Origin of the sequence: Sphingosinicella rhizophila, assembly GCF_032378825.1 — a bacterium.
Classification (GTDB): domain Bacteria; phylum Pseudomonadota; class Alphaproteobacteria; order Sphingomonadales; family Sphingomonadaceae; genus Allosphingosinicella; species Allosphingosinicella rhizophila.
Map to the genome: position 1 here is coordinate 1 of NZ_JAVUPU010000005.1, position 19,896 is coordinate 19,896.

At 64.3% G+C, this 19,896-nt stretch carries 22 protein-coding genes; 10 read left to right on the forward strand and 12 right to left on the reverse strand.

Going from position 1 to position 19,896, the window contains the following annotated elements; translation table 11 throughout:
* Both RQX22_RS10620 and coxB read right to left on the reverse strand, forming a co-directional pair.
* Nucleotides 1–1,182, reverse strand: a 1,182-nt coding sequence (locus RQX22_RS10620) for a cbb3-type cytochrome c oxidase subunit I (protein ID WP_315726315.1), incomplete at its 3' end; no start/stop codon positions are given.
* A 1-nt stretch (nucleotide 1,183) separates the two neighbouring features.
* Nucleotides 1,184–2,362 (reverse strand): cytochrome c oxidase subunit II, encoded by a 1,179-nt coding sequence (coxB, locus tag RQX22_RS10625; RefSeq protein ID WP_315726316.1) that lies wholly within the window; start codon nucleotides 2,360–2,362, stop codon nucleotides 1,184–1,186.
* A gap of 183 nt (nucleotides 2,363–2,545) precedes the next feature.
* On the opposite strand from coxB, the gene pyrE reads away from it, so the two are divergent.
* Genes pyrE through RQX22_RS10650 form a run of 5 tightly spaced genes read left to right on the forward strand, consistent with a single transcriptional unit; the run spans nucleotide 2,546 to nucleotide 6,262 of the window.
* Nucleotides 2,546–3,130 carry an orotate phosphoribosyltransferase gene (gene pyrE, locus RQX22_RS10630; protein ID WP_315726318.1) on the forward strand — a complete coding sequence of 195 codons (585 nt, stop codon included), beginning with the start codon at nucleotides 2,546–2,548 and terminating at the stop codon, nucleotides 3,128–3,130.
* A 2-nt stretch (nucleotides 3,131–3,132) separates the two neighbouring features.
* A complete protein-coding gene (locus RQX22_RS10635) occupies nucleotides 3,133–3,873 on the forward strand; it encodes a pyridoxine 5'-phosphate synthase (RefSeq protein WP_315726832.1) in 741 nt (246 codons plus the stop codon).
* A gap of 7 nt (nucleotides 3,874–3,880) precedes the next feature.
* Nucleotides 3,881–4,291: a holo-ACP synthase gene (gene acpS, locus RQX22_RS10640; protein WP_315726833.1), complete on the forward strand. Its 411-nt coding sequence runs from the start codon at nucleotides 3,881–3,883 to the stop codon at nucleotides 4,289–4,291.
* 16 nt (nucleotides 4,292–4,307) lie between these two features.
* A complete protein-coding gene (gene lepB / locus RQX22_RS10645; protein ID WP_410001632.1) occupies nucleotides 4,308–5,198 on the forward strand; it encodes a signal peptidase I in 891 nt (296 codons plus the stop codon).
* Nucleotides 5,198–6,262, forward strand: coding sequence for an AI-2E family transporter (locus RQX22_RS10650; RefSeq protein WP_315726835.1), 1,065 nt, complete (start codon nucleotides 5,198–5,200; stop codon nucleotides 6,260–6,262). Before lepB ends, RQX22_RS10650 begins: the two co-directional genes overlap by 1 nt.
* 22 nt (nucleotides 6,263–6,284) lie before the next feature.
* On the opposite strand, the gene RQX22_RS10655 is transcribed toward RQX22_RS10650, so the two are convergent.
* The 3 genes from RQX22_RS10655 to RQX22_RS10665 form a co-directional block, all read right to left on the reverse strand.
* On the reverse strand, nucleotides 6,285–6,887 hold the full coding sequence (locus RQX22_RS10655; protein WP_315726320.1) for an FKBP-type peptidyl-prolyl cis-trans isomerase: 603 nt from the start codon (nucleotides 6,885–6,887) through the stop codon (nucleotides 6,285–6,287).
* A 121-nt stretch (nucleotides 6,888–7,008) separates the two neighbouring features.
* Nucleotides 7,009–7,215, reverse strand: coding sequence for a 30S ribosomal protein S21 (gene rpsU / locus RQX22_RS10660; protein WP_315726322.1), 207 nt, complete (start codon nucleotides 7,213–7,215; stop codon nucleotides 7,009–7,011).
* A gap of 183 nt (nucleotides 7,216–7,398) precedes the next feature.
* Entirely contained in the window at nucleotides 7,399–8,214 is an 816-nt protein-coding gene (locus tag RQX22_RS10665; protein WP_315726323.1) for a crotonase/enoyl-CoA hydratase family protein, read from the reverse strand.
* Between the two features lie 29 nt (nucleotides 8,215–8,243).
* Here RQX22_RS10665 and RQX22_RS10670 point away from each other — a divergent pair, with 29 nt between their 5' ends.
* The 3 genes from RQX22_RS10670 to RQX22_RS10680 all read left to right on the forward strand — a co-directional run bounded on the left by RQX22_RS10670 (nucleotide 8,244) and on the right by RQX22_RS10680 (nucleotide 10,508).
* Nucleotides 8,244–8,807, forward strand: a complete 564-nt coding sequence (locus tag RQX22_RS10670) for a (2Fe-2S)-binding protein (RefSeq protein ID WP_315726325.1) — start codon at nucleotides 8,244–8,246, stop codon at nucleotides 8,805–8,807.
* Between the two features lie 109 nt (nucleotides 8,808–8,916).
* Nucleotides 8,917–9,723, forward strand: a complete 807-nt coding sequence (locus tag RQX22_RS10675) for an RcnB family protein (RefSeq protein WP_315726327.1) — start codon at nucleotides 8,917–8,919, stop codon at nucleotides 9,721–9,723.
* A gap of 110 nt (nucleotides 9,724–9,833) precedes the next feature.
* Entirely contained in the window at nucleotides 9,834–10,508 is a 675-nt protein-coding gene (locus RQX22_RS10680; RefSeq protein ID WP_315726328.1) for a prolyl hydroxylase family protein, read from the forward strand.
* A 10-nt stretch (nucleotides 10,509–10,518) separates the two neighbouring features.
* Here RQX22_RS10680 and RQX22_RS10685 read toward each other — a convergent pair whose 3' ends face one another.
* Nucleotides 10,519–11,775 (reverse strand): TCR/Tet family MFS transporter, encoded by a 1,257-nt coding sequence (locus RQX22_RS10685; RefSeq protein WP_315726329.1) that lies wholly within the window; start codon nucleotides 11,773–11,775, stop codon nucleotides 10,519–10,521.
* Nucleotides 11,772–13,358: a lysine--tRNA ligase gene (locus RQX22_RS10690; RefSeq protein WP_315726330.1), complete on the reverse strand. Its 1,587-nt coding sequence runs from the start codon at nucleotides 13,356–13,358 to the stop codon at nucleotides 11,772–11,774. The genes RQX22_RS10685 and RQX22_RS10690 overlap by 4 nt, the downstream gene beginning before the upstream one ends.
* A 120-nt stretch (nucleotides 13,359–13,478) precedes the next feature.
* On the opposite strand from RQX22_RS10690, the gene RQX22_RS10695 reads away from it, so the two are divergent.
* The gene (locus tag RQX22_RS10695) at nucleotides 13,479–16,202 is read left to right on the forward strand and encodes an ATP-dependent DNA helicase (protein WP_315726332.1); all 2,724 of its coding nucleotides are present in this window, start codon (nucleotides 13,479–13,481) and stop codon (nucleotides 16,200–16,202) included.
* Nucleotides 16,199–16,741: a SixA phosphatase family protein gene (locus tag RQX22_RS10700; protein ID WP_315726334.1), complete on the forward strand. Its 543-nt coding sequence runs from the start codon at nucleotides 16,199–16,201 to the stop codon at nucleotides 16,739–16,741. Before RQX22_RS10695 ends, RQX22_RS10700 begins: the two co-directional genes overlap by 4 nt.
* Before the next feature lie 124 nt (nucleotides 16,742–16,865).
* Here the strand turns inward: RQX22_RS10700 and RQX22_RS10705 are convergent, their stop codons facing one another.
* The 5 genes from RQX22_RS10705 to rpmF all read right to left on the reverse strand — a co-directional run bounded on the left by RQX22_RS10705 (nucleotide 16,866) and on the right by rpmF (nucleotide 19,872).
* A complete protein-coding gene (locus tag RQX22_RS10705) occupies nucleotides 16,866–17,240 on the reverse strand; it encodes a MerR family transcriptional regulator (protein WP_315726336.1) in 375 nt (124 codons plus the stop codon).
* Nucleotides 17,241–17,244: 4 nt separating this feature from the next.
* Entirely contained in the window at nucleotides 17,245–17,568 is a 324-nt protein-coding gene (locus RQX22_RS10710) for an integration host factor subunit alpha (protein WP_315726339.1), read from the reverse strand.
* Nucleotides 17,569–17,650: 82 nt separating this feature from the next.
* A complete protein-coding gene (locus RQX22_RS10715) occupies nucleotides 17,651–18,613 on the reverse strand; it encodes a beta-ketoacyl-ACP synthase III (RefSeq protein ID WP_315726341.1) in 963 nt (320 codons plus the stop codon).
* Complete coding sequence (plsX, locus tag RQX22_RS10720; RefSeq protein ID WP_315726343.1) at nucleotides 18,610–19,656, reverse strand: phosphate acyltransferase PlsX; 1,047 nt, start codon at nucleotides 19,654–19,656, stop codon at nucleotides 18,610–18,612. The genes RQX22_RS10715 and plsX overlap by 4 nt, the downstream gene beginning before the upstream one ends.
* 36 nt (nucleotides 19,657–19,692) lie before the next feature.
* Nucleotides 19,693–19,872: a 50S ribosomal protein L32 gene (gene rpmF, locus RQX22_RS10725; protein WP_315726345.1), complete on the reverse strand. Its 180-nt coding sequence runs from the start codon at nucleotides 19,870–19,872 to the stop codon at nucleotides 19,693–19,695.
* Between the last annotated feature and the right edge of the window lie 24 nt (nucleotides 19,873–19,896).

A 19,896-nucleotide genomic window follows, 5' to 3' on the forward strand; every position in this document is an offset into this window, starting at 1 on the left:
GACGCCGCCGACCGTGAACATGAAGATGAAGCCCAGGGCCCACATCATCGGCGTCTCGAAGGTCAGCGAGCCGCCCCACATGGTGGCGATCCAGCTGAATATCTTGATGCCCGTCGGCACCGCGATCACCATCGTCGCGGCCGTGAAATACATCTTCGTGTTCACGTCCATGCCGATCGTGAACATGTGGTGCGCCCAAACGACGAACCCGATCACGCCGATCGCGACCATCGCATAGGCCATGCCGAGATAGCCGAAGACCGGCTTGCGGCTGAAGGTCGCGACGATCTGGCTGACGATACCGAAGCCCGGCAGGATCATGATATAGACTTCGGGGTGGCCGAAGAACCAGAACAGATGCTGGTAGAGGATCGGATCGCCGCCGCCGGAAGCGTCGAAGAAATGGGTTCCGAAATTGCGGTCCGTCAGCAGCATCGTGATCGCGCCGGCGAGCACGGGCAGCGACAGCAGCAACAGGAAGGCTGTGACCAGCACCGACCAGACGAACAACGGCATCTTGTGCAGCGTCATGCCCGGCGCGCGCATGTTGAAGATGGTGGTGATGAAATTGATCGCGCCGAGGATCGAAGACGCGCCCGCCAGGTGGAGCGAGAAGATCGCCATGTCGACCGCCGGACCGGCATGGCCGCTGGTCGACAAGGGTGCGTAGACGGTCCAGCCGGTGCCGGCACCGTCGCCGCTTCCGCCAGGTACCAAGGTCGATCCGAGCAGCAGCAGGAAGGCCGGAACGAGCAGCCAGAAGCTGATATTGTTCATGCGCGGAAAGGCCATGTCCGGTGCGCCGATCATGATCGGAACGAACCAGTTGCCGAAGCCGCCGATCATTGCCGGCATGACCATGAAGAAGACCATGATCAGGCCATGCGCGGTGATGAGGACGTTCCACAAATGGCTCGCCTCGTCGGCGGTGGCGCCGGCGCCGGCCCAGGCCTGCAGATACTGGACGCCCGGTTCGGCCAGCTCCATGCGCATCATGCCCGAAATCGAGCCGCCGATGATGCCGGCGATGATCGCGAAGATCAGGTAGAGGGTGCCGATGTCCTTATGGTTGGTGGACATGAACCAGCGCGCGAAGAAGCCCGGCTTGTGATCCGCATCATGATGCGCGTCATGGGCGTGGCCTGCATCGAAATGGCTGGCATTGGCAGTGGTGTCGGTCATTTTACTGGTTTCCGCGTGAATCGGTGGCGGCCTGACTGGAAACCGGCGGCGTCGCCGTTCCCGCTGAGATATTGGTCGGCTCCGGGCTGGTCTCGGTCGCGGCGCCTCCCGCCGTCGGCACGGGGCTGCCGGCCGCGCCGGGATTGGTGATCGGGGAATTGACGGTCGCCTCGACCGACGTCGGTGCCACGGCGCCGGGCATGGTGCCGCCCTTCGACGCTACCCAGGCTGCGAACTGATCCTGCGACACCACTTCCACCGCAATCGGCATATAAGCGTGGCGCGCGCCGCACAGCTCGAAACACTGCCCATAATAAAGGCCGGGCTTCTCGGCCTTGAACCAGGTTTCGTTGAGCCGGCCGGGCACCGCGTCGAGCTTTACCCAGAAAGCCGGGACGCCCCAGCTGTGGATGACATCGGAGGCGGTGACGATCACCTTGACGGTCGCACCGACCGGAACCACCATCCGTTCGTCGACGCCGAGCAGGCGCGGCTCGCCGCGCTGCTTGGCGTCCGCATCGGAAAGCATGTTGGAGACGATCTCGAAGTCGCCATTGTCCGGATAGGTATAGGTCCAATACCATTGGTTGCCGGTGACCTTGACCGTCAGATCGGCCTTGGGCGGCGAATATTGATTCGCCAGCAGCTGGATCGAGGGGATGGCGATCGCCACCAGGATCAGCACCGGCACCAAGGTCCAGATCACCTCGAGGGCGGTATTGTGCGTGGTCCGGGACGGCACCGGATGGGCGCCGCGACGGAAGCGGACGACGACATAGATCATCAGCAGGAGAACGAAGATCGAGATGATGGTGATGATCGGCAGCAGCAGCACATTGTGGAACCAGGCTGCCTCCCGGCCGATCGGCGTCACCTGATCCTGGATGTTCATCGTGCCATTGGGCTGGCCGATATAGGTCGGCGTCGGCAGCTGGCTTGCCATCGTGCTCTTTGCCACGGTCGCATCGGACGGCTCCTCGCCGGTGATGTTGGCAATGGCCGGATCGGACACTTCCTCGGGCTGGGCAGGCGAGGCTTGCGATCGCGCGCTGATCGCGTCGGACGGCGGAGCGGCGGTCGGCTGGGCCGCGGCCGGCGTGGTTGCCGTCTGCGCCGCGACGGCGGCAGGTGCCATGCCGAAGGCTGCGGCGACGGCGAGAAGTTTCAGCAGAGTCTTCATCTAAACCCCTTGATCCGGTCCGGAATGGAGCGGGTGGATTCGAGCCGCGACCGCGGATGCGCGCGCCTTATAGGCAGGCAGGCTTTTCTCCTCAAGCGTCCCGCGCCGCTTTTTCGGAAGCTTGATGGCGCGGCCCCCCGCGCCTATCAGGCGGACAGCCCCAGCAGCCACGGGATCCTCCGCGTGACCGAAGAAGAGATACTCGCCGAATTCCGCGCAGCGGATGCCTTGCTCGAAGGGCATTTCGTGCTTTCATCGGGGCTTCACAGCCCGCGCTACCTGCAATGCGCGCGGCTGCTGATGGATCCGATGCGTGCCTCGCGTCTCGCCTCGGCGCTCGTCGCCTCGTTGCCGCGCGATATCAGGAGCAGTGTCGAGATCGTCGTCTCGCCGGCCATGGGCGGATTGATCGCCGGTCACGAAATGGGCAGGGCCCTCGGCGTGGAGGCGATCTTCCTGGAGCGTCCCACAGGCACGTTCGAACTTCGCCGGGGGTTCCGGCTGAAGCCAGGACAGAAGGTCTTGCTGATGGAGGACGTCGTCACCACGGGCTTGAGTTCGGGCGAGGCGATCAAGGCGGTCGAGCAAGCCGGCGGCGAGGTGATCGCCGCGGCCGCGATCGTCGACCGCTCGAACGGGGTCGCACAGTTCGACGTTCCATTCTTTCCGCTGATCAGCCTCTCGATTCCGGCTTATGAAGCGGACAAATTGCCTCCGGAGCTGGCTGCTCTCCCGACGGAAAAGCCGGGGAGCCGCGCTGCGGCGTGAGCATTTCCGCGGCAAAGGGACGCCTGCGGCTCGGCGTCAATATCGATCATGTCGCGACCATAAGGAATGCGCGCGGCGGCGATCATCCCGATCCGGTGCGGGCCGCCTTTGCTGCCGCCAAGGCCGGCGCTAACGGCATCACGGCGCATCTGCGCGAAGACCGGCGCCATATCCGGGACGCCGATATCGCCCAGTTGATGGAGCGGCTCACCATCCCGCTCAACCTGGAAATGGCCGCAACCGACGAAATGCTGGAGATCGCGCTTCGCCATCGCCCGCACGCCGCCTGCATCGTTCCGGAGAGGCGCGAGGAGCGAACCACCGAAGGCGGGCTGGACGCGGCTGGGCAGGACAACCACCTATTGCCCTTCGTCGCTCGCCTCGGAGCCGCCAATATCCGCGTGAGCCTGTTCATCGAACCCGACCCCCGCCAGATCGAGGCGGCGGTGCGGCTGAAGGTTCCGGTAGTGGAATTCCACACAGGGCGTTACGCCCATCTTGACGGGGAGGCACGCACCGCCGAGCTGCGCCGGCTTGCCGATTGCGCCGCCCTTGCGGCCAAGAACGGTATCGAGCCCCATGCGGGCCACGGCCTCACCTTCGACAATGTCGTACCGGTCGCGGCGATCCCGCAGCTCGCGGAGCTCAACATCGGCCATTTCCTGGTCGGCGAGGCCATTTTCGACGGCCTTGAAAGCAGCGTCGCTCACATGCGCGCGCTGATGGACGAGGCGCGCGGGTGACGGCGTGCTGATTATCGGCATCGGCTCCGACCTCTGCAACATCGAGCGGATTCAGAACTCGCTGGACCGCTTCGGCGAACGCTTCGTCAACCGGGTCTTCACCGAAACGGAACGCCGGAAGGCCGAAGGTAGGCCGTTCACGCGTGCCGGAACCTATGCCAAACGCTTCGCCGCCAAGGAGGCCTTTTCGAAGGCCGTCGGCACCGGCTTCAAGCGCGGGGTGTTCATGCGCGATATAGGCGTGGTGAACAAGATGTCCGGACAGCCGACCTTCCTGCTCACCGGCGGCGCCAAAGAGAGGCTTGACGCCATGATCCCCGAAGGCCACCTCGCCGACATCCACTTGACTATGACCGACGATCATCCCTTCGCGCAGGCGTTCGTCATCATCACCGCCAGCGCGATCGAAGGAGCTTAGGGTCAGGACTCATGAAATGAGCAGCAACGATCCCGCAGTCACCATGACCGATGAAAATCAAGCGCCGGAAGAAACGGCAAGCGCCAAACCCGAAAAGGCCGGCACCGATTGGTGGGGCGAGCTGAAGGCGATCTTCTGGCTGATCCTCGCCGTGCTCGCCTTCCACAGCTTCATCGCCAAGCCCTTCTACATTCCTTCCGAATCGATGATGCCGGTGCTCCTCAAGGGCGATCGCCTGGTCGTCACCAAATATGCCTATGGCTGGTCCTGGGTTTCGCCGAGCTTCCACATCGTCCCGCCGATGGAAGGACGGCTATTCGGCTCCGTTCCCAAACGCGGCGACATCGTCATCCTGACGCCGCCGGGCCAGAAGTCGGATTATATCAAGCGCGTGATCGGCCTGCCCGGCGACACGCTGGAGATGCGCGACGGGCAATTGTTCATCAATGGCGAGGCGGTGCGGCGCGAGCGCCGGCCGCCTGCGATGTTCCCGATCGACGAGAACGTACCTTGCCGGATAGACCAATGGGGCGATCACAAGGTCGTCGGCCCGGACGGGCGCGCTTATTGCAGCCAGCCCATCTACCGGGAGACCTTGCCCAACGGTCGCTCCTACGACACGATCGACGCCGGCTATTCCCCAGTGGATGATTTTTCGAGGCTGAAGGTGCCGGCCGACCATATCTTCGTCATGGGCGACAATCGCGATCGTTCCGCGGACAGCCGCGTTCCGCTCGGCGAGCAAGGGCTGGGGGGCCCCGTGCCGATCGAGAATATCGGCGGACGCGCGGAGTTCATCACCTTCTCGCTGGACGGGACGTCTTCCTATCTGAACCCGATAAGCTGGTTCACAGCGCTTCGCGGCGGTCGGGCCGGAACCTCTCTCCATCCGGACGAATCGCATTGATCGACGAGGACGGGCCTCATGTGGAGGAACGGGGCCCGACCGAGCTTCGCGACCCGCTGGTCCGGCAGGAGCTGAAGAAGGCAAGCGTCTGGCTCGGGATGGCGGTTACCATCGCCGGCATCTTCTTCCTTGCCCAGCCGCTGCTGCTGATTTTCGCCGGCATCGTCCTGGCGGCGATGCTGGACGGCGGCACCCGCCTGCTCGGGCGCATCCTTCCGATCGGGCGCGGCTGGCGGCTGGCGATCGTAGCGACAGCCGCGGTCGGTTTCGTCATCTGGACGTTCGTCTTTGCGGGTTTCGAACTGGCCAGCCAGGCCGAACGGCTGCGCGAGGTCATCGCTTTCCAGACCAACCGAATCCTCGCCTTCGGCAACGATCTTGGCATCGTACAGGGCGGTGCCAGCATGAACCAGCTCAGCAGCCAGCTGATGGGATCGCTCGGCCGCGTTGGATCGGCGGTCAGCAGCGCCGTCGGCGTCCTCACCAGCATCGTCCTGATCCTGGTGATCGGCATCTTCATCGCGATCGAGCCGCGGCTCTACGAACGCGGCATCGCCTGGATGTTGCCGATGCGCAATCGGGACAGCTTCTACACCACGGCAGAGTGCATGGGCCACACGCTGCGGCGCCTGATGGCCGGAAGGCTGGTCGGCATGGCGGTCGAAGGCGTCGGCACCTGGCTGTTGCTGTTGGTCGGCGGCGTGCCGATGGCGGCACTGCTCGGCATCCTGACCGGCCTGCTCGCCTTCATCCCGAATATCGGGGCGATCATTTCCGGCGTTCTGATCATTCTCGCCGGCTTCAGCGTCAGCACCGATGCCGGGCTCTGGGCGATCGGCGTCTATCTGGTGGTGCAGACCGTCGACGGCTACGTGATCGTTCCCTATGTCGCCCGCCGGACAGTCGACCTTGCGCCGGCCCTGGTGCTGGGCGCCCAGCTTCTGTTTGGCGCCCTGTTCGGCATCATGGGTCTGATGCTTGCCGACCCGATCATCGCCATGATCAAGACGGCGCTGGAACAAAGTTCGAAGCAGAAGCCGATCAAGGCCAAAGCCGGAGATTGACGCCAGATCCGGCGCCGAGGGCTCAGGGCGTCGGCTGACCTTGCTGCGACTGCTGCAGCATCTGCATCATCTTCAGCTGTTCCAACTGCTCAGGCGGAACCGGTTGGAAATCGACCAAAGTCATATCGAATTGAAGCACTGCATTGGCGGGGATGACGACCTCGTCGGTCCGCGGGTCTCTCTTTTCCTCCGGACCGTAGCCGAGCTCCGGTGGCAGCCAGATGCGCAGCTTCGTCCCGCGCTGCATTAGCTGAACAGCCTCGCTGAAACCGGGGACCACGCCCATCACCGGGAATGTCGCCGGTCCACCGTTCTGGGCGGTCGATTCGAACATCGTTCCGTCCGTCAGGCGTCCCTCATAATCGACAGCGACGACGTCGGTCATGGTCGGCTTGGCGCCCTTACCCTGCTGAAGGAGTTTGTATTGGAGGCCGGACTGGGTCGTGACGACACCGTTTTGCTGGGCATTGCGCGCCAGGAAGGTGGCGGGATCAGCCGCGAGCTGGCCTTCCGTGCCGGCCCAGGCGACGCCGGCCGCAGCCAGGCACAAGGCCCCGACGCCCACCCACAATTTCAAAACGGAGCCCTTCTTGACGGGGCGGATGGGAACCGTGGTCACCGACATGATGCTGATCCTAGAAACGAGAATGGCGGCGATAGCATCGCCGCCACTCTATTCAACCTCGAGACCGAATAGACGCCGCAGGCAGACGATCAGGGTCCGACCCGACAGCATTCTGGCGGTCCTAGCGGATGCCGTCCCGCTCCAGCCGCTTGCGCTCGAGCTTGCGGGCCCGGCGGATGGCGGCGGCGCGCTCACGCGCGCGCTTCTCCGACGGCTTCTCATAATGACGACGCAGCTTCATCTCGCGGTAGACGCCTTCACGCTGGAGCTTCTTCTTGAGCGCCCGCAGCGCCTGGTCGACATTATTGTCGCGAACGATGATTTGCATAAGCGGTCGTCACTCTCCGATCAAAAGCGTGGGGGCCATATAGCCGCCCTAATCTCAAAACAATGAAAAAGGGTTCGTCGCGGAAACTCCGCGCCGTCGCCGGGGGCCGATACCAGCGCAAAGCCCAAAATTCAAGCGGCAAAGCCAGCATCGCGGACGGAAGGGCCGCTCATCCACCACCGGTCATTCGTCGAGCGGGCCGAATTCGGGCTCGTTCTTGGCCAGCCTCGATCGAAGTGCCTCGTCGAGATCGGCGCTGGCGAGCGTCGCAGCGTTCCACAAGGCGACATGCCGCAGCCCGTCCTCGACCGGCCGGCCGCGGCTATAGTTGAGCGACTGCTTCGTACCGGCCACCGCCAATGGCGATTTGGCGGCGATGGTGCGGGCAAGGGCCATGCCGGCCTCGACCAGCGATTCGCGGTCGCCCAGCAGCTGATTGACCAGTCCGACCCGTTCCGCCTGCCTGGCTTCCATCCGGCGGCCCGTATAGGCCAGCTCCCGGAGCAGTCCTTCCGGAACGAGATGAGCAAGACGCTGCAAGGTGCCGAGATCGGCGGTAATGGCCACGTCGACCTCGGCAACCTGGAAGAAGGCATCGGCGGCGGCGAGGCGAATGTCGCAAGCGCTGACGAGATCGACTCCGGCTCCGATACAGCCGCCGTGGACGGCCGCGATCACCGGCGCCCGCGCGCGCTCGACCGCATTGAACGCGTCCTGCAGCCACTGGATGTGGCGAAGCCTGGCTTCGGCGGCCCGGCCAGGATCGGCGTTCGGCACGAATTGCGATGCGGCATAATGGAGGTCGATGCCTGCCGTGAAATGCTTGCCGCGACCGGTAAGCAGGATGGCGCGGACCCTCGGATCGGCGCCGAGGCTGCGAAAGACCTCGCCAATGGCCGCGAACATCGGTTGGTCCATCGCATTGTGCCTGTCGTCCCGCGCCAGTTCGACATGGGCGACGCCGTCTTCGATTCCGATCGCAATCCTTTCGCTTTCCATCGCCGCGCCTCTTTGCCTACAACCGCCCCATGACCCGCTTTACCGTGAACGGACAGCCCGTCCACTATCGGATGGATCCGGAGACCCCCTTGCTTTGGGCCCTCCGCGATGCGTCCAACCTGACAGGCACTAAATATGGCTGCGGCACCGGTCATTGCGGCGCCTGCACCGTCCATATCGATGGCAATGCGGTGCGCAGTTGCCAGGTCAGCATCGCCGCCATCGAAGGCAGCTTCGTGACGACCATCGAGGCCTTGTCGCGCGACCGTTCCCATCCGGTGCAGCAGGCCTGGGTGGCCGAACAGGTTCCGCAATGCGGCTATTGCCAATCGGGCATGATCATGGCTGCGGCCGCCCTGCTCGCCCGGAAGGGCAATCCGACCGACGCCGAAATCGACAGCGCCATCACCAACATCTGCCGGTGCGGCACCTATCCCCGAATCCGCGAGGCGATCCGACGCGCAGGTCGTGTCATTTCAGGACGAGAACGCATATCGGCAGCGCCGCCACCCGGGGTCGATCCGGAGGATGCGGCGCGCGAAGTGCCTGCCTTGCGGGCGCCTTCGGCAGCCCATAAAAGAAAGGGCTCCTGATTCTTTCTGTAGCCTGTGCAATGAGTTCAGCATCCGCTCATCCTGGATCGGGCACAAGCTGTCTTGGTTGGAAGGCAGATCGTGCCGGCCCCTAAGTGAGGAGTTTCTCATGCGTAGAGCGTTCATCTTGATGTTGATGGCGGCCACTGCGGCGACCCCGATCGCTTCCGCAGCCGCCCAGGACCGCGGCCGGGGCAATGCCCGTGCCGAACGGGAAAGCCGGCCGGAACGGCCACAGCGGGCCGAACGGCCACAGCGGACCCAGAGAGCAGAGCGGCCCCAGCGTGCCGTTCGCGCCGAACGCGTCCAGCGGGTCGAGCGCGCCCCGCGCAATTACGCCGCCCCCAGGTCGGTGCAGCGACGCGGCGCCGTCGCCGAGCGTCGCGATGACCGGCGCGATGCGCGGATCGAACGGCGGAACGATGTCCGGGATGCGCGTATCGAACGCCGGGACGATCGTCGCGACGCCCGCATCGAGCGCAGGGACGACCGGCGCGACACCGCAAGGTCCGGCTATAACCAGCGCGATCGTTATCAGCGTGACGGCGCCTATCGCGGCGATCGCAATCGCGGTGGCAATTGGGCCGACAATCGCGGGTCCTCCCGTTCGTGGAACCGCAACTGGCGCAATGATCGCCGCTACGATTGGCAGAGGTACCGGCATTCGAACCGCAACATCTACCATCTTGGGCGCTATTATTCGCCCTATCGCAACCACAGGTACAGCCGCTTCTCGGTCGGTCTGTTCCTCGGCAGCGCTTTCTTCGGTCAGAACTATTGGATCAACGATCCGTGGTATTATCGACTGCCGCCGGCTTATCCCGGCACCCGCTGGGTCCGCTATTATGACGACGTCATGCTCGTGGACACCTATACCGGCGAAGTCCTGGACGTGATCTACGACTTCTTCTGGTAAACGGATCGCAATAACGACAGAAAGTCCGGAGCCTGAAAAGGCTCCGGGCTTTCTTATCGTAAGGGCAAGCGCGGCGGAGAGATGAGAGCCGTTGGACGATATGGAGGCGAATGAGCAGCGATCCCGTCCAGGACCCCTATGCCGTCTACCGCATGCAGGTCGGCGCATGGGTGCGCGATCGGTTGCTCCGCACGCCCGGGACGCTCAAGATTCCCACGTCCGGCCTGGACCTGTTCGTGGTGCGCGATTTCCTCGATGCCAGACAGTGCGCCACCCTCGTCAAGCTGATCGATTCGGATCGCCGGCCCTCGGATATCCTTGCGGATGACGAGCCGGATCCGGAGTTTCGAACCAGCGAAAGCTGCAACCTCAGCCCGCGCCACCCCGTCGTGCGGGCGGTGGAGGACAAGATCTCGCAGCTGATCGGGATCGATCCTGCACAGGGTGAAACGGTGCAGGGACAGCGTTATGCTGTGGGGCAGCAATTCAAGCCGCACCATGATTTCTTCTTCGTCGACCAGCCTTATTGGGCGGAACAGGAGCGGACCGGCGGGCAGCGGACGTGGACGGCGATGATCTTCCTGAACGAACCCGAAGCGGGCGGCCAGACCGGCTTCCCGAACGTGGACGTCAAGGTGACGCCGCGCACCGGCAACCTCCTCGCCTGGAACAATATGGACGAACTGGGCATGCCCAATCCCCGTTCCCTGCATACCGGCATGCCGGTCGAGGCCGGGACCAAATATGTCATCACCAAATGGTATCGAGAGCGCCCCTGGGGTTAGAACCTTATCGTCAGTCGGACGCGAAATCGGCCCGGTCGCCCGCGGCCCGGCGTGGCGGAACGCGCTGGGTGGCGGCGAGCAAGGCGGCGCCCGACATGATCGCGGCCGCGATCAGGAAGGAAGCGCCGGGAAGCGGCAGAAGCGGCTTCTCCCCGACGGAAACCGAATAGACGAAGCCGAAAAACAAGGGCGACATCGCGCCGGCGATACTGGCTACGCTCATATTGGCGCCCTGCAACTGGCCCTGCTCGCTTTCCGAGACCAGCCGCGTCATCAGCGACTGGATGGTCGGCATCGCCAGGCCCCACAGGGCATTGGGGAACATGGCCAGGGTGAAGAGCCAGCCGGTCGGCGCCAGACCCATGCAGGCGATACCGACGGCACCGGCTGCCAAACCGAAGACCATGACCTTGCGGTCGCCCCAGCGCTTGACCGCCGGTCCGACGAGAATGCCCTGCACGACCATGTCGAGCGCGCCGACCAAGGCAAGCAGGATCCCGACCTCCATCGCACCCCAGCCGTAGCGGTAGGCCGCGTAAAGGACGAAGACGGCGGAGAAGAGGTGATGGGCGAAATAGAGAAGGAAATTGACGATCGAGAGACCGGTCAGTTCATGGTGGGAGCGCAGCAGCCGCAGCGCCCCGAACGGATTGGCGCGCCGCCACGAAAAGGCCATTCGCTTTTCCGGGGCAAGCGATTCGGGAAGAACGAACAGGCCGTAGAGGAAGGCAAGGCTGCTGAGCGCGGCGGCCGCCCAGAAGGGAATGCGCGGGCCGAACTCGCCCAGCACGCCGCCGATCAGCGGTCCGGCGACGAAGCCGGCGCTGAAGGCCGCACCGATCAATCCGTAGGCGCGCGCCCTTTTTTCCGGCTCGGTTATGTCCGCCATATAGGCGAAAACCGTCGTGAAGCTGGACGAAGTGATCCCTCCCAGGATACGCGCGGCCGCGAGCCACCAGAGGTTGGGCGCGAGCGCCATCAGGGCGAAATCGACGGCAAGCCCAGCGGCCGAGATCAGGATCACCGGACGGCGGCCGAAACGGTCGGAAAGTGAACCGATCACCGGGGAGAAGATGAATTGCATCGCCGCCCACAAGGTGACGAACAGGCCGTTATAGATTCCGGCTGCTGCATTCGATCCCGTGAATTGTTCCACGAGCACCGGCAAGACCGGTATGATGATGCCCATCGCCATCACGTCCAGCACCGCCGTCACGAAGATGAAGGCGATGGCCGGCGAGAAGCCGCCCCGTGGAGCGGGGATCATTCCGTGTCGGCCGCGAGCGCTTCGGCGATCAGCCGACGGCTATTGTCGACACCGTAGAGGGCGATGAAGCTGCCCATGCGGGGGCCCTGACTGGTCCCCAGCAGGGTTTCGTAAAGCGCCTTGAACCAATCGCGCAGAGTCTCGAAACCGGCGGCCTTGCCTGCCTCATAGACTTCATACTGGATCGTCTCCGCATCCGCATCCGCGGCGAGCGCGGCGAGCCGTGCGTCGAGATCCCGAAGCGCCGCGGCTTCCGTCGCATCCGGCGCGCGGCGACGGAGCGAATCCTTCACGAAGTCGCGGAAATAGGCGACCGCATGCGCGATCAGTGCATCGAGCTCCGGGTGCGACTCCGGCGCGGCTTCGGGGGCATAACGCTTCACGAATGCCCAGAGCAGATCCTTGTCGTCTGTCGACGCGACGCCGACCAGATTGAGCAGCAAGCCGAAGGTCAAGGGCATCCGGGCCGGCGGAACCTTCCCGCCATGGACATGGTGGACGGGATTGCCGAGACGCTTGTCCCAATCCTGTTCAGGATAAGCGGCTAGGAACTGCTGATATTCGTCGACAGCCCGCGGGATGATCGAAAAGCTGAGCTGCTTCGCCTTCCTGGGATCGCGGTAGATGTAGAATGCCAGGCTCTCCTGCGGCGCGTAGCGGAGCCATTCGTCGATGCTGAGGCCATTGCCCTTCGACTTCGAAATCTTCTCGCCATTTTCGTCGAGGAACATCTCGTAATTGAAGCCCTCGGGCGGGCGGCCGCCCAGAACCCGCGTGATCTTCGAACTTTGGATAACGCTGTCGATCAGGTCCTTTCCCGACATTTCATAATCCACCCCCAGCGCCACCCAGCGCATCGCCCAGTCCACCTTCCACTGCAGCTTTGCGCCGCCCGAAAGGATCGACTGTTCGATCTCGCGGCCGCTGGCCGGGTCGACATAGCGGACGAGACCCGCTTCGGCATCGGCAACGGTGACAGGGACCTGCAGAACCTTGCCGCTTTCCGGGCTGATGGGAAGGACGGGGGAATAGGTCTGGCGCCTTTCCTCACGCAGCGTCGGCAGCATCACCGCCATGATCGCGTCATAGTGGCGCAGGACCGATTTCAGCGCGTCGTCGAAGCGCCCCGAACGATAACAGTCGCTCGACGCGAGGAATTCATAGTCGAAGCCGAAATCGTCCAGGAACTGCCGGAGCATTCCATTATTATGCTGTGCGAAGCTTTCGTGGCAGCCGAACGGGTCCGGCACCTTGGACAATGGCTGGTCGAGATGCTGCATCAGCATTTCATGCTGGGGCAGGTTGGGCGGAACCTTGCGCATCCCGTCCATGTCGTCGGAAAAGGCGACGAGCCGGCTCGGCCAGTCCACCATCTCCGACAAGGCGTGGCGGACCATCAAGGTTCTGGCGACTTCCTGGAAGGTGCCGAGATGCGGCAGTCCGCTCGGGCCATAGCCCGTTTCGAACAGGATCGCACGATCGCCGGGGCCGTCCGGGTATCGTTTCAGGATCTTGCGCGCTTCCTCATAGGGCCAGGCCTTCGAGACCAGTGAAGCGGCGCGCAAAGCGTCCATGTCTGCCATGATGTCCTTCGGGGATTGCGGAAGAGTTGGCGCGGCTGATAGCCGACCGCGCCCGCCTCTGCCAGCGGGAAGCGGGAATGCCCGTTTCCCTTTCGTTCCGCCTTGCCTATAGCGAAGGCGATGGAGCCCCTCCCGCCCTATCCTGCGCTTTATGCGACCCATGCCGGCATCTGGATCGCGTCCCCGGGCGGCAATGTGCGCGGCGTTGGCCGCGGCGAGGCAATCGCCCTGGCGGCGGAGACGCCGATGATCATGCTGAACGCCCCGCTGGTCGGACAGCGGCTCGGCTATCCCGATTTGTCGGGACTCGACCTGCTCGAGCTGTTCGCATTCGTCTTCCCGGCCCGCTTCGCGGTGCCGACGCCGCGAGGTCTTGCCCATGCCCTGGATCTTGCCGTGCCAGAGCGCGATGCCGATGCCGCGCCCTTCCTGTTGCGCGTCGCCGAAGTCCTGCTCGACACGATGACGGAGGATTGGCCCGAGCGCGAAGGCGCATGGGCGTCGGCGCAATCCCTGTCGCGCCTGCGCTGGACCTGGGCGCCGCTCGTGGCGCAGCGCGTGCGGCGGCCGGAGCGGGACGAACGCTGGCTATTCTCGCGCCTGCCGGATTGGGAAGAACAAGGCGCGAGGCCCCAGCCGCGGCCCGTGCGGATCGGCGAGGACGAAGCGGTGGATCGGCTCATCCGCCTTGTCGGCAGCGAAGCCGAGATACGGCAGGGCCAGCGCGATTATGCCGCCGCTGCCGCGTCGGCCTTCGCGCCCAGGACAACCGAAGGGCAACCCAATTTGCTGCTCGCCGAAGCGGGGACCGGGATCGGCAAGACGCTGGGCTATCTCGCGCCTGCCTCTTTATGGGCCGAAAAGGCCGATGGCGCGGTCTGGATATCGACCTTCACCAAGGCGCTGCAGCGCCAGCTGGACCGCGAAGGCCACCGCCTGTTCCTCGATCCCGAAATCCGCAAGCGGAAGATCGTAATCCGCAAGGGCCGCGAAAATTATCTGTGCCTGCTGAATCTCGAAGATGCACTGCAGGGCGGCTTTGCCGGTCGCGCCGCCATTCTCGCCCAGCTGGTCGCGCGCTGGGCGACATATTCGAAGGACGGCGACATGGTCGGCGGCGACATGCCGGGCTGGCTGCCGACCTTGTTCCGCCGCGCCGGATCGACGGCCTTGACCGATCGGCGGGGCGAATGCGTCTATGCGGGCTGCCCCCATTATCGCAAATGTTTCATCGAACGATCGGCAAGGGCCAGCGCCGACGCTGATATCGTCATCGCCAATCATGCCCTGGTGATGGTGAATGCCGCGCGCGGCCGCGATGTGGCGCAAGCACCGACGCGGGTGGTCTTCGACGAAGGCCATCATCTGTTCGACGCGGCCGATTCCACGTTCGCCACCATCCTCTCGGGACAGGAAACGATCGAACTTCGCCGCTGGCTGACCGGGCCCGAAGGCAAAGCGCGCGGCCGCCGACGGGGTCTCGCCGCCCGGCTGATGGACGTGGCCTCCTATGACGAAGGCGGCGCGGCCGCGCTGGAGGCGGCGGTGCAGGCCGCGACGGCCCTGCCCGGTGACGGCTGGCTGCAGCGCATCGCGGAAGGCCTGCCCTTCGGGCCGTTGGAGAAGCTGCTCTCCGCCGTCCGGAGCAGCGTCTATGCCCGCGCCACCGCGCAGGATGCCGGCTATGGCATCGAAACCGAAATGGCCGAGCTTGACGGCGCGATCGTCGATGCGGCTGCGCCAGCGGTGACGGCGCTCGAGCAATTGATGCGGCCCCTGACCGCGCTCGCCAAGAGACTGGAAGCGGTCCTGGAGGACGCGCCGGACTGGCTGGACGGTCAGGCAAGGGCGCGAATCGAAGGCGCGATCGCGGGCCTCGGATGGCGGAGCCAGCTGCTTTCGTCTTGGATTTCGCTCGCCGCCCGGATCGGAGGTCCGTCCGATCCGGATTTCGTCGACTGGCTGGCGGTGGAACGGATCGACGGCCGCGAATATGATATCGGCCTTCACCGCCGCTGGCTCGATCCGACCCGCCCGCTGGCGGAAACGGTGCTGAAGCCGGCCCACAATGTCATCGTCACCTCCGCCACCTTGCGCGGCGCGGAGGATTGGTCGGGTGCCGAAGCCCGCACCGGGGCCTGCCACATCGGCGCCGCCACCCACTTTTCCGCAGCGAGCCCGTTCGATTACCAAGCCAATAGCGAAGTGGTGATCGTCACCGACCTGAAGCGCGGCGACGTCGCACAGCTGGCCGGCGCCTATGCGCGGCTGATCGACGCGGCGGGCGGCGGCACGCTTGGCCTGTTCACCGCGATCCAGCGCCTGAAGGCGGTCCATGCGCGCATTGCCGATCGGCTCGCCCGGGCCGGGCTGCCGCTTTATGCGCAGCATGTCGATCCGATCGACACCGGCACTTTGGTCGACATCTTCCGCGACGACCCGCGCGCATCTTTGCTCGGCACCGACGCCCTTCGCGATGGGGTCGACGTGCCTGGCCATTCGCTTCGGCTGGTGGTGATGGAGGGCGTGCCGTGGCCGCGGCCGACCGTGCTTCATGCCGCCCGCCGCGCGGCTGGCGGCGGCTCCGCCTATGACGACCGGGTGGTCCGGGCGCGGCTGGCCCAGGCCTTCGGGCGCCTTATCCGCAGCAAGCAGGATAGGGGCATGTTCCTGCTTCTGTCCGCAGCCACACCATCGCGGCTACTAAGCGCCTTTCCGGCGGGCGTGGCGATAAACCGAATGGGACTCGACGAAGCGATCGATCGCGTGCGGTCACGACTTTCAACCGCAACGTCTTTCGGGCATCAGGCCGCAGAGAGGATCGCGACGCAAGGGACGCAATGAAGATACTGACACTGCTGCGTCACGCGAAATCAAGCTGGGACGACCCCGTCGCGCGGGATTTCGACCGCCCCCTGAACCCGCGCGGGCGCCGTGCCGCGCGGACCGTTGGCCGGGAAATCTGCCGGCAAGGCCTGATTTATGATCTGGTCCTCGCATCGCCGGCACGTCGGGTGATAGAGACACTGGCGGAAGTCTCGGAAGCCTGCCCGATGCCGGCGCCGACTTTTGACAAACGGATCTACCTCGCCTCCACCGCAACCTTGATCGACATCGTCAAGGAAACCGCCGATTCGGTGGAGCGCCTGCTGCTGGTCGGGCACAATCCCGGCCTCGAAAGCCTGGCGATGGCCATGGCGGCCGCCGATGGCGGCGCGCTGCGACTGGAGCTCGAACAGAAATATCCGACTGGGACCTTGGCCGAGATAAGGTTCGACATCGAGCATTGGGCGGAAGTGGACGAAGGCATCGGCACGCTCGTCCGCTTCATCCGTCCGCGCGACCTCGATCCCGAACTGGGTCCGGACGAGGACAGCTTTTGAACCGGATCAATCCTGACGGAATTGGGGGACGGTACGGAAGATAGGGAAGCTTCCGCTCCTGTCGCCGCATCGTCATTGCGAGCGGTCGGCGCACGCTTGGTAAACTGCTCCATGCTGCGGAACGTCAGGCCGAGACGAGCGCCTGTGCCAGCCTGTTCCTGATTGCACGCAACTCCTCGGCCGGGAAGGGAGGATGTTGGCTGGCGGAGGTCGGTCCGGTCGCCGCGACCTGTTCCTCGCTGCCGGAAGCGCCGCTTCTCAGCAATTGCTGGACGCCGCGGATCGTATAGCCTTCCTGGTTGAGCAGGCGGTGGATGCGGTGCGCCAGGGCGACATCGGCGGGGCGATAATAGCGACGGTTGCCGGCGCGCTGAAGCGGCCTCAGCTGCGAAAAGCGGGTTTCCCAGTAACGGAGGATATGCTGCGGAACACCGAGATCGGCAGACAATTCGCCTATGGTCCGAAATGCCTGATCGCTCTTGCGGTTCGTATCCGCCACCGGCTCAGCCGCCGTTGGCGATCCGCTCGCGCATGATCTGGCTGGCGCGGAAGGTCAGCACCCGGCGCGGCGCAATCGGTACTTCGACCCCGGTCTTCGGATTGCGGCCGATCCGTTCGCCCTTGTCGCGCAGGATGAAGCTGCCGAAGCCGGAAATCTTCACATTCTCGCCCTCCGAGAGAGCGTGGCAGAGATGATGAAGGATGCGCTCGACGATGCCCGCGGAATCCGCGCGAGACAGGCCGATCTCCTGATGAACGACATCGGCGAGGTCGGCCCGCGTCAAGGTTCCGGCAGCGGCCCGCCTTATGGTGCCAGCATCCGCCATCTTCTACTCCCTCCCCGGAAATGAGCAAAAACCATAGTCCAGCTTGGGTCTATGTGCAAATGGCCATTGCTCGGCCCCTGTCTCAATAACGAACGACAGCCGCCCCCCAGGTGAAGCCGCCGCCCATGGCTTCCAGCACCAGCAGATCGCCTTTCTTGATACGCCCGTCGCGGACGGCGACATCCAGCGCCAGCGGCACCGAGGCCGCCGAAGTGTTGGCATGCTGGTCAACCGTCACGACGACTCGCGCAGGATCGAGGCCCAGCTTCTTGGCGGTCGCATCCAGGATGCGCTTGTTCGCCTGGTGCGGCACCACCCAATCCACCTCTTCCGGCTTGTGGCCCGTCGCATCCAGGACTTCGTTCAGAACGTTGGCGAGGTTTACCACCGCATGACGGAAAACCTCCTTCCCCTTCATGCGCAGCTTGCCGACCGACCCGGTGGTCGAGACGCCGCCATCGACATAGAGCAAATCATTGTGGCGTCCGTCGGCGTGGAGCCTGGTGGCGAGGATGCCGCGATCTTCCGTGTCCTCCGCCTTGAGCAGAATGGCGCCGGCGCCATCTCCGAAGAGGACGCAGGTGGTGCGGTCCTCCCAGTCGAGGATCCTGCTGAACGTTTCGGATCCGATCACCAGGGCATAATCCGCCATGCCGCCCTTCAGCATATTGTCGGCGACGGAGAGGGCGTAGAGGAAGCCGGTGCAGACCGCGGCTACATCGAAGGCGATGCAATCGTCGATGCCGAGCGCGGTCTGGACCTTGGTGGCGCTGGCCGGGAAAGTCTGGTCGGGAGTGGCCGTGGCCAGCACGATCAGCCCGACCTCCGCGGCCGATATTCCGGCTTCGCTCAAGGCTTTGCGTGCCGCCTCGGTTGCCAGCGAAGCGGTGGTTTCGCCGTCCCCGGCAATGTGACGCGCCTGGATGCCGGTGCGCGCCACGATCCATTCGTCGCTCGTGTCGACGCGCTCGGCAAGCTCGGCGTTGGTCACGCGTTTGGACGGCAGCGCCGAGCCGGTTCCAAGAATGACCGAGTGCCGGCTCATTTCGCGGCCGCCTGTGCGCGATGGGCGGCAATATTGTCGAGATCCTCGATGATCTTGCGTGTCAGGTCCTCGCGGACCATGCGGGCGGCGACCCGGATGGCATTGGCGACGCCCTTGTCGTTGGCGCTGCCGTGGCTTTTCACGACGAGGCCGTTGAGACCGAGGAAGACGGCGCCATTATGATTGTTGGGATCGAGATGATGGCGCAGCAGCTCCGTCGCGGGGCGCGAGATCAGGAAGCCGATCTTGGAGCGCACCGAACTGGTAAATGCTCGACGGAGGAGGTCGGTGACGAAGCGGGCGGTCCCTTCGATCGTCTTCAAGGCGATATTGCCCGAAAAGCCGTCTGTGACGACCACGTCCACGTCGCCGTGCGACAATTTGTCGCCTTCGACGAAACCGTCGAAGCGCATCACCAGATATTCCGCTTCGCGCAGGACCGCCGCTGCCGCCTTCAGTTCGTCGGTCCCCTTCAATTCTTCGGTACCGATATTGAGCAGTTTCACCCGCGGCTTGTCGATGTCGAGCACCACGCGGGAATAAGCGGCGCCCATCACCGCGAACTGGACCAGGTTGCGCGCGTCCGATTCCGTGTTCGCGCCGAGATCCAGCATGACAAGGTCATTCTGGCCAAGTGTGGGGAGCAATGCGGCCAGAGCGGGCCGATCGATGCCGGGCATGGTGCGCAGGGAAAGCTTGGCCATCGCCATCAGCGCGCCGGTATTGCCGCCCGATACGGCGGCATCGGCTTCGCCAGCCTTCACGGCCGCTATGGCATTGCCCATCGACGTGGTCTTGGCGCGGCGGATCGCCTGGCTCGGCCTGTCCTCGGCCGTGATCACGTCCGGACAATGGACGATGTCGCATGCCGAGGCCAATTGGGGATATTTGGCATGTTCGGAACGAATCCTCTCCTCGTCCCCGAAGAGGATGAAATGGAGGTCCGAACGCCTTTGATAGGCCTCCGCGGCACCGGCGATCATCACCGCCGGGCCGATATCGCCACCCATCGCGTCGATTGCGATCCGCGGCGCGCTGCCCACTGATAACGACTCCTGAAAGGCCTTGTTATCTGTTCTTTACGCCTCGACCGGCAGGATTTCACGCCCGTTATAATGGCCGCATTTGCCGCAGAGGTTGTGAGGAAGGCGAAGCTCCCCGCAATTCGGGCATTCCTGATAGTTGACGGGCTTCAGCGCGTGATGGCTGCGGCGCATATTGCGCTTCGAAGGCGAGGTTTTTCTTTTAGGGACGGCCATCCTGGCACCTGTTCCAATCGATAG

What these genes read in the sequence shown, in the direction of transcription:
- coxB (WP_315726316.1), bottom strand. Translation starts at nt 2,362, where the DNA reads ATGAAGACTCTGCTGAAACTTCTCGCCGTCGCCGCAGCCTTCGGCATG.
- lepB (WP_410001632.1), top strand. Translation starts at nt 4,308, where the DNA reads ATGAGCAGCAACGATCCCGCAGTCACCATGACCGATGAAAATCAAGCG.
- RQX22_RS10655 (WP_315726320.1), bottom strand. Translation starts at nt 6,887, where the DNA reads ATGTCGGTGACCACGGTTCCCATCCGCCCCGTCAAGAAGGGCTCCGTT.
- rpsU (WP_315726322.1), bottom strand. Translation starts at nt 7,215, where the DNA reads ATGCAAATCATCGTTCGCGACAATAATGTCGACCAGGCGCTGCGGGCG.
- RQX22_RS10665 (WP_315726323.1), bottom strand. Translation starts at nt 8,214, where the DNA reads ATGGAAAGCGAAAGGATTGCGATCGGAATCGAAGACGGCGTCGCCCAT.
- RQX22_RS10670 (WP_315726325.1), top strand. Translation starts at nt 8,244, where the DNA reads ATGACCCGCTTTACCGTGAACGGACAGCCCGTCCACTATCGGATGGAT.
- RQX22_RS10675 (WP_315726327.1), top strand. Translation starts at nt 8,917, where the DNA reads ATGCGTAGAGCGTTCATCTTGATGTTGATGGCGGCCACTGCGGCGACC.
- RQX22_RS10680 (WP_315726328.1), top strand. Translation starts at nt 9,834, where the DNA reads ATGAGCAGCGATCCCGTCCAGGACCCCTATGCCGTCTACCGCATGCAG.
- RQX22_RS10685 (WP_315726329.1), bottom strand. Translation starts at nt 11,775, where the DNA reads ATGATCCCCGCTCCACGGGGCGGCTTCTCGCCGGCCATCGCCTTCATC.
- RQX22_RS10690 (WP_315726330.1), bottom strand. Translation starts at nt 13,358, where the DNA reads ATGGCAGACATGGACGCTTTGCGCGCCGCTTCACTGGTCTCGAAGGCC.
- RQX22_RS10695 (WP_315726332.1), top strand. Translation starts at nt 13,479, where the DNA reads ATGGAGCCCCTCCCGCCCTATCCTGCGCTTTATGCGACCCATGCCGGC.
- RQX22_RS10700 (WP_315726334.1), top strand. Translation starts at nt 16,199, where the DNA reads ATGAAGATACTGACACTGCTGCGTCACGCGAAATCAAGCTGGGACGAC.
- RQX22_RS10710 (WP_315726339.1), bottom strand. Translation starts at nt 17,568, where the DNA reads ATGGCGGATGCTGGCACCATAAGGCGGGCCGCTGCCGGAACCTTGACG.
- RQX22_RS10715 (WP_315726341.1), bottom strand. Translation starts at nt 18,613, where the DNA reads ATGAGCCGGCACTCGGTCATTCTTGGAACCGGCTCGGCGCTGCCGTCC.
- rpmF (WP_315726345.1), bottom strand. Translation starts at nt 19,872, where the DNA reads ATGGCCGTCCCTAAAAGAAAAACCTCGCCTTCGAAGCGCAATATGCGC.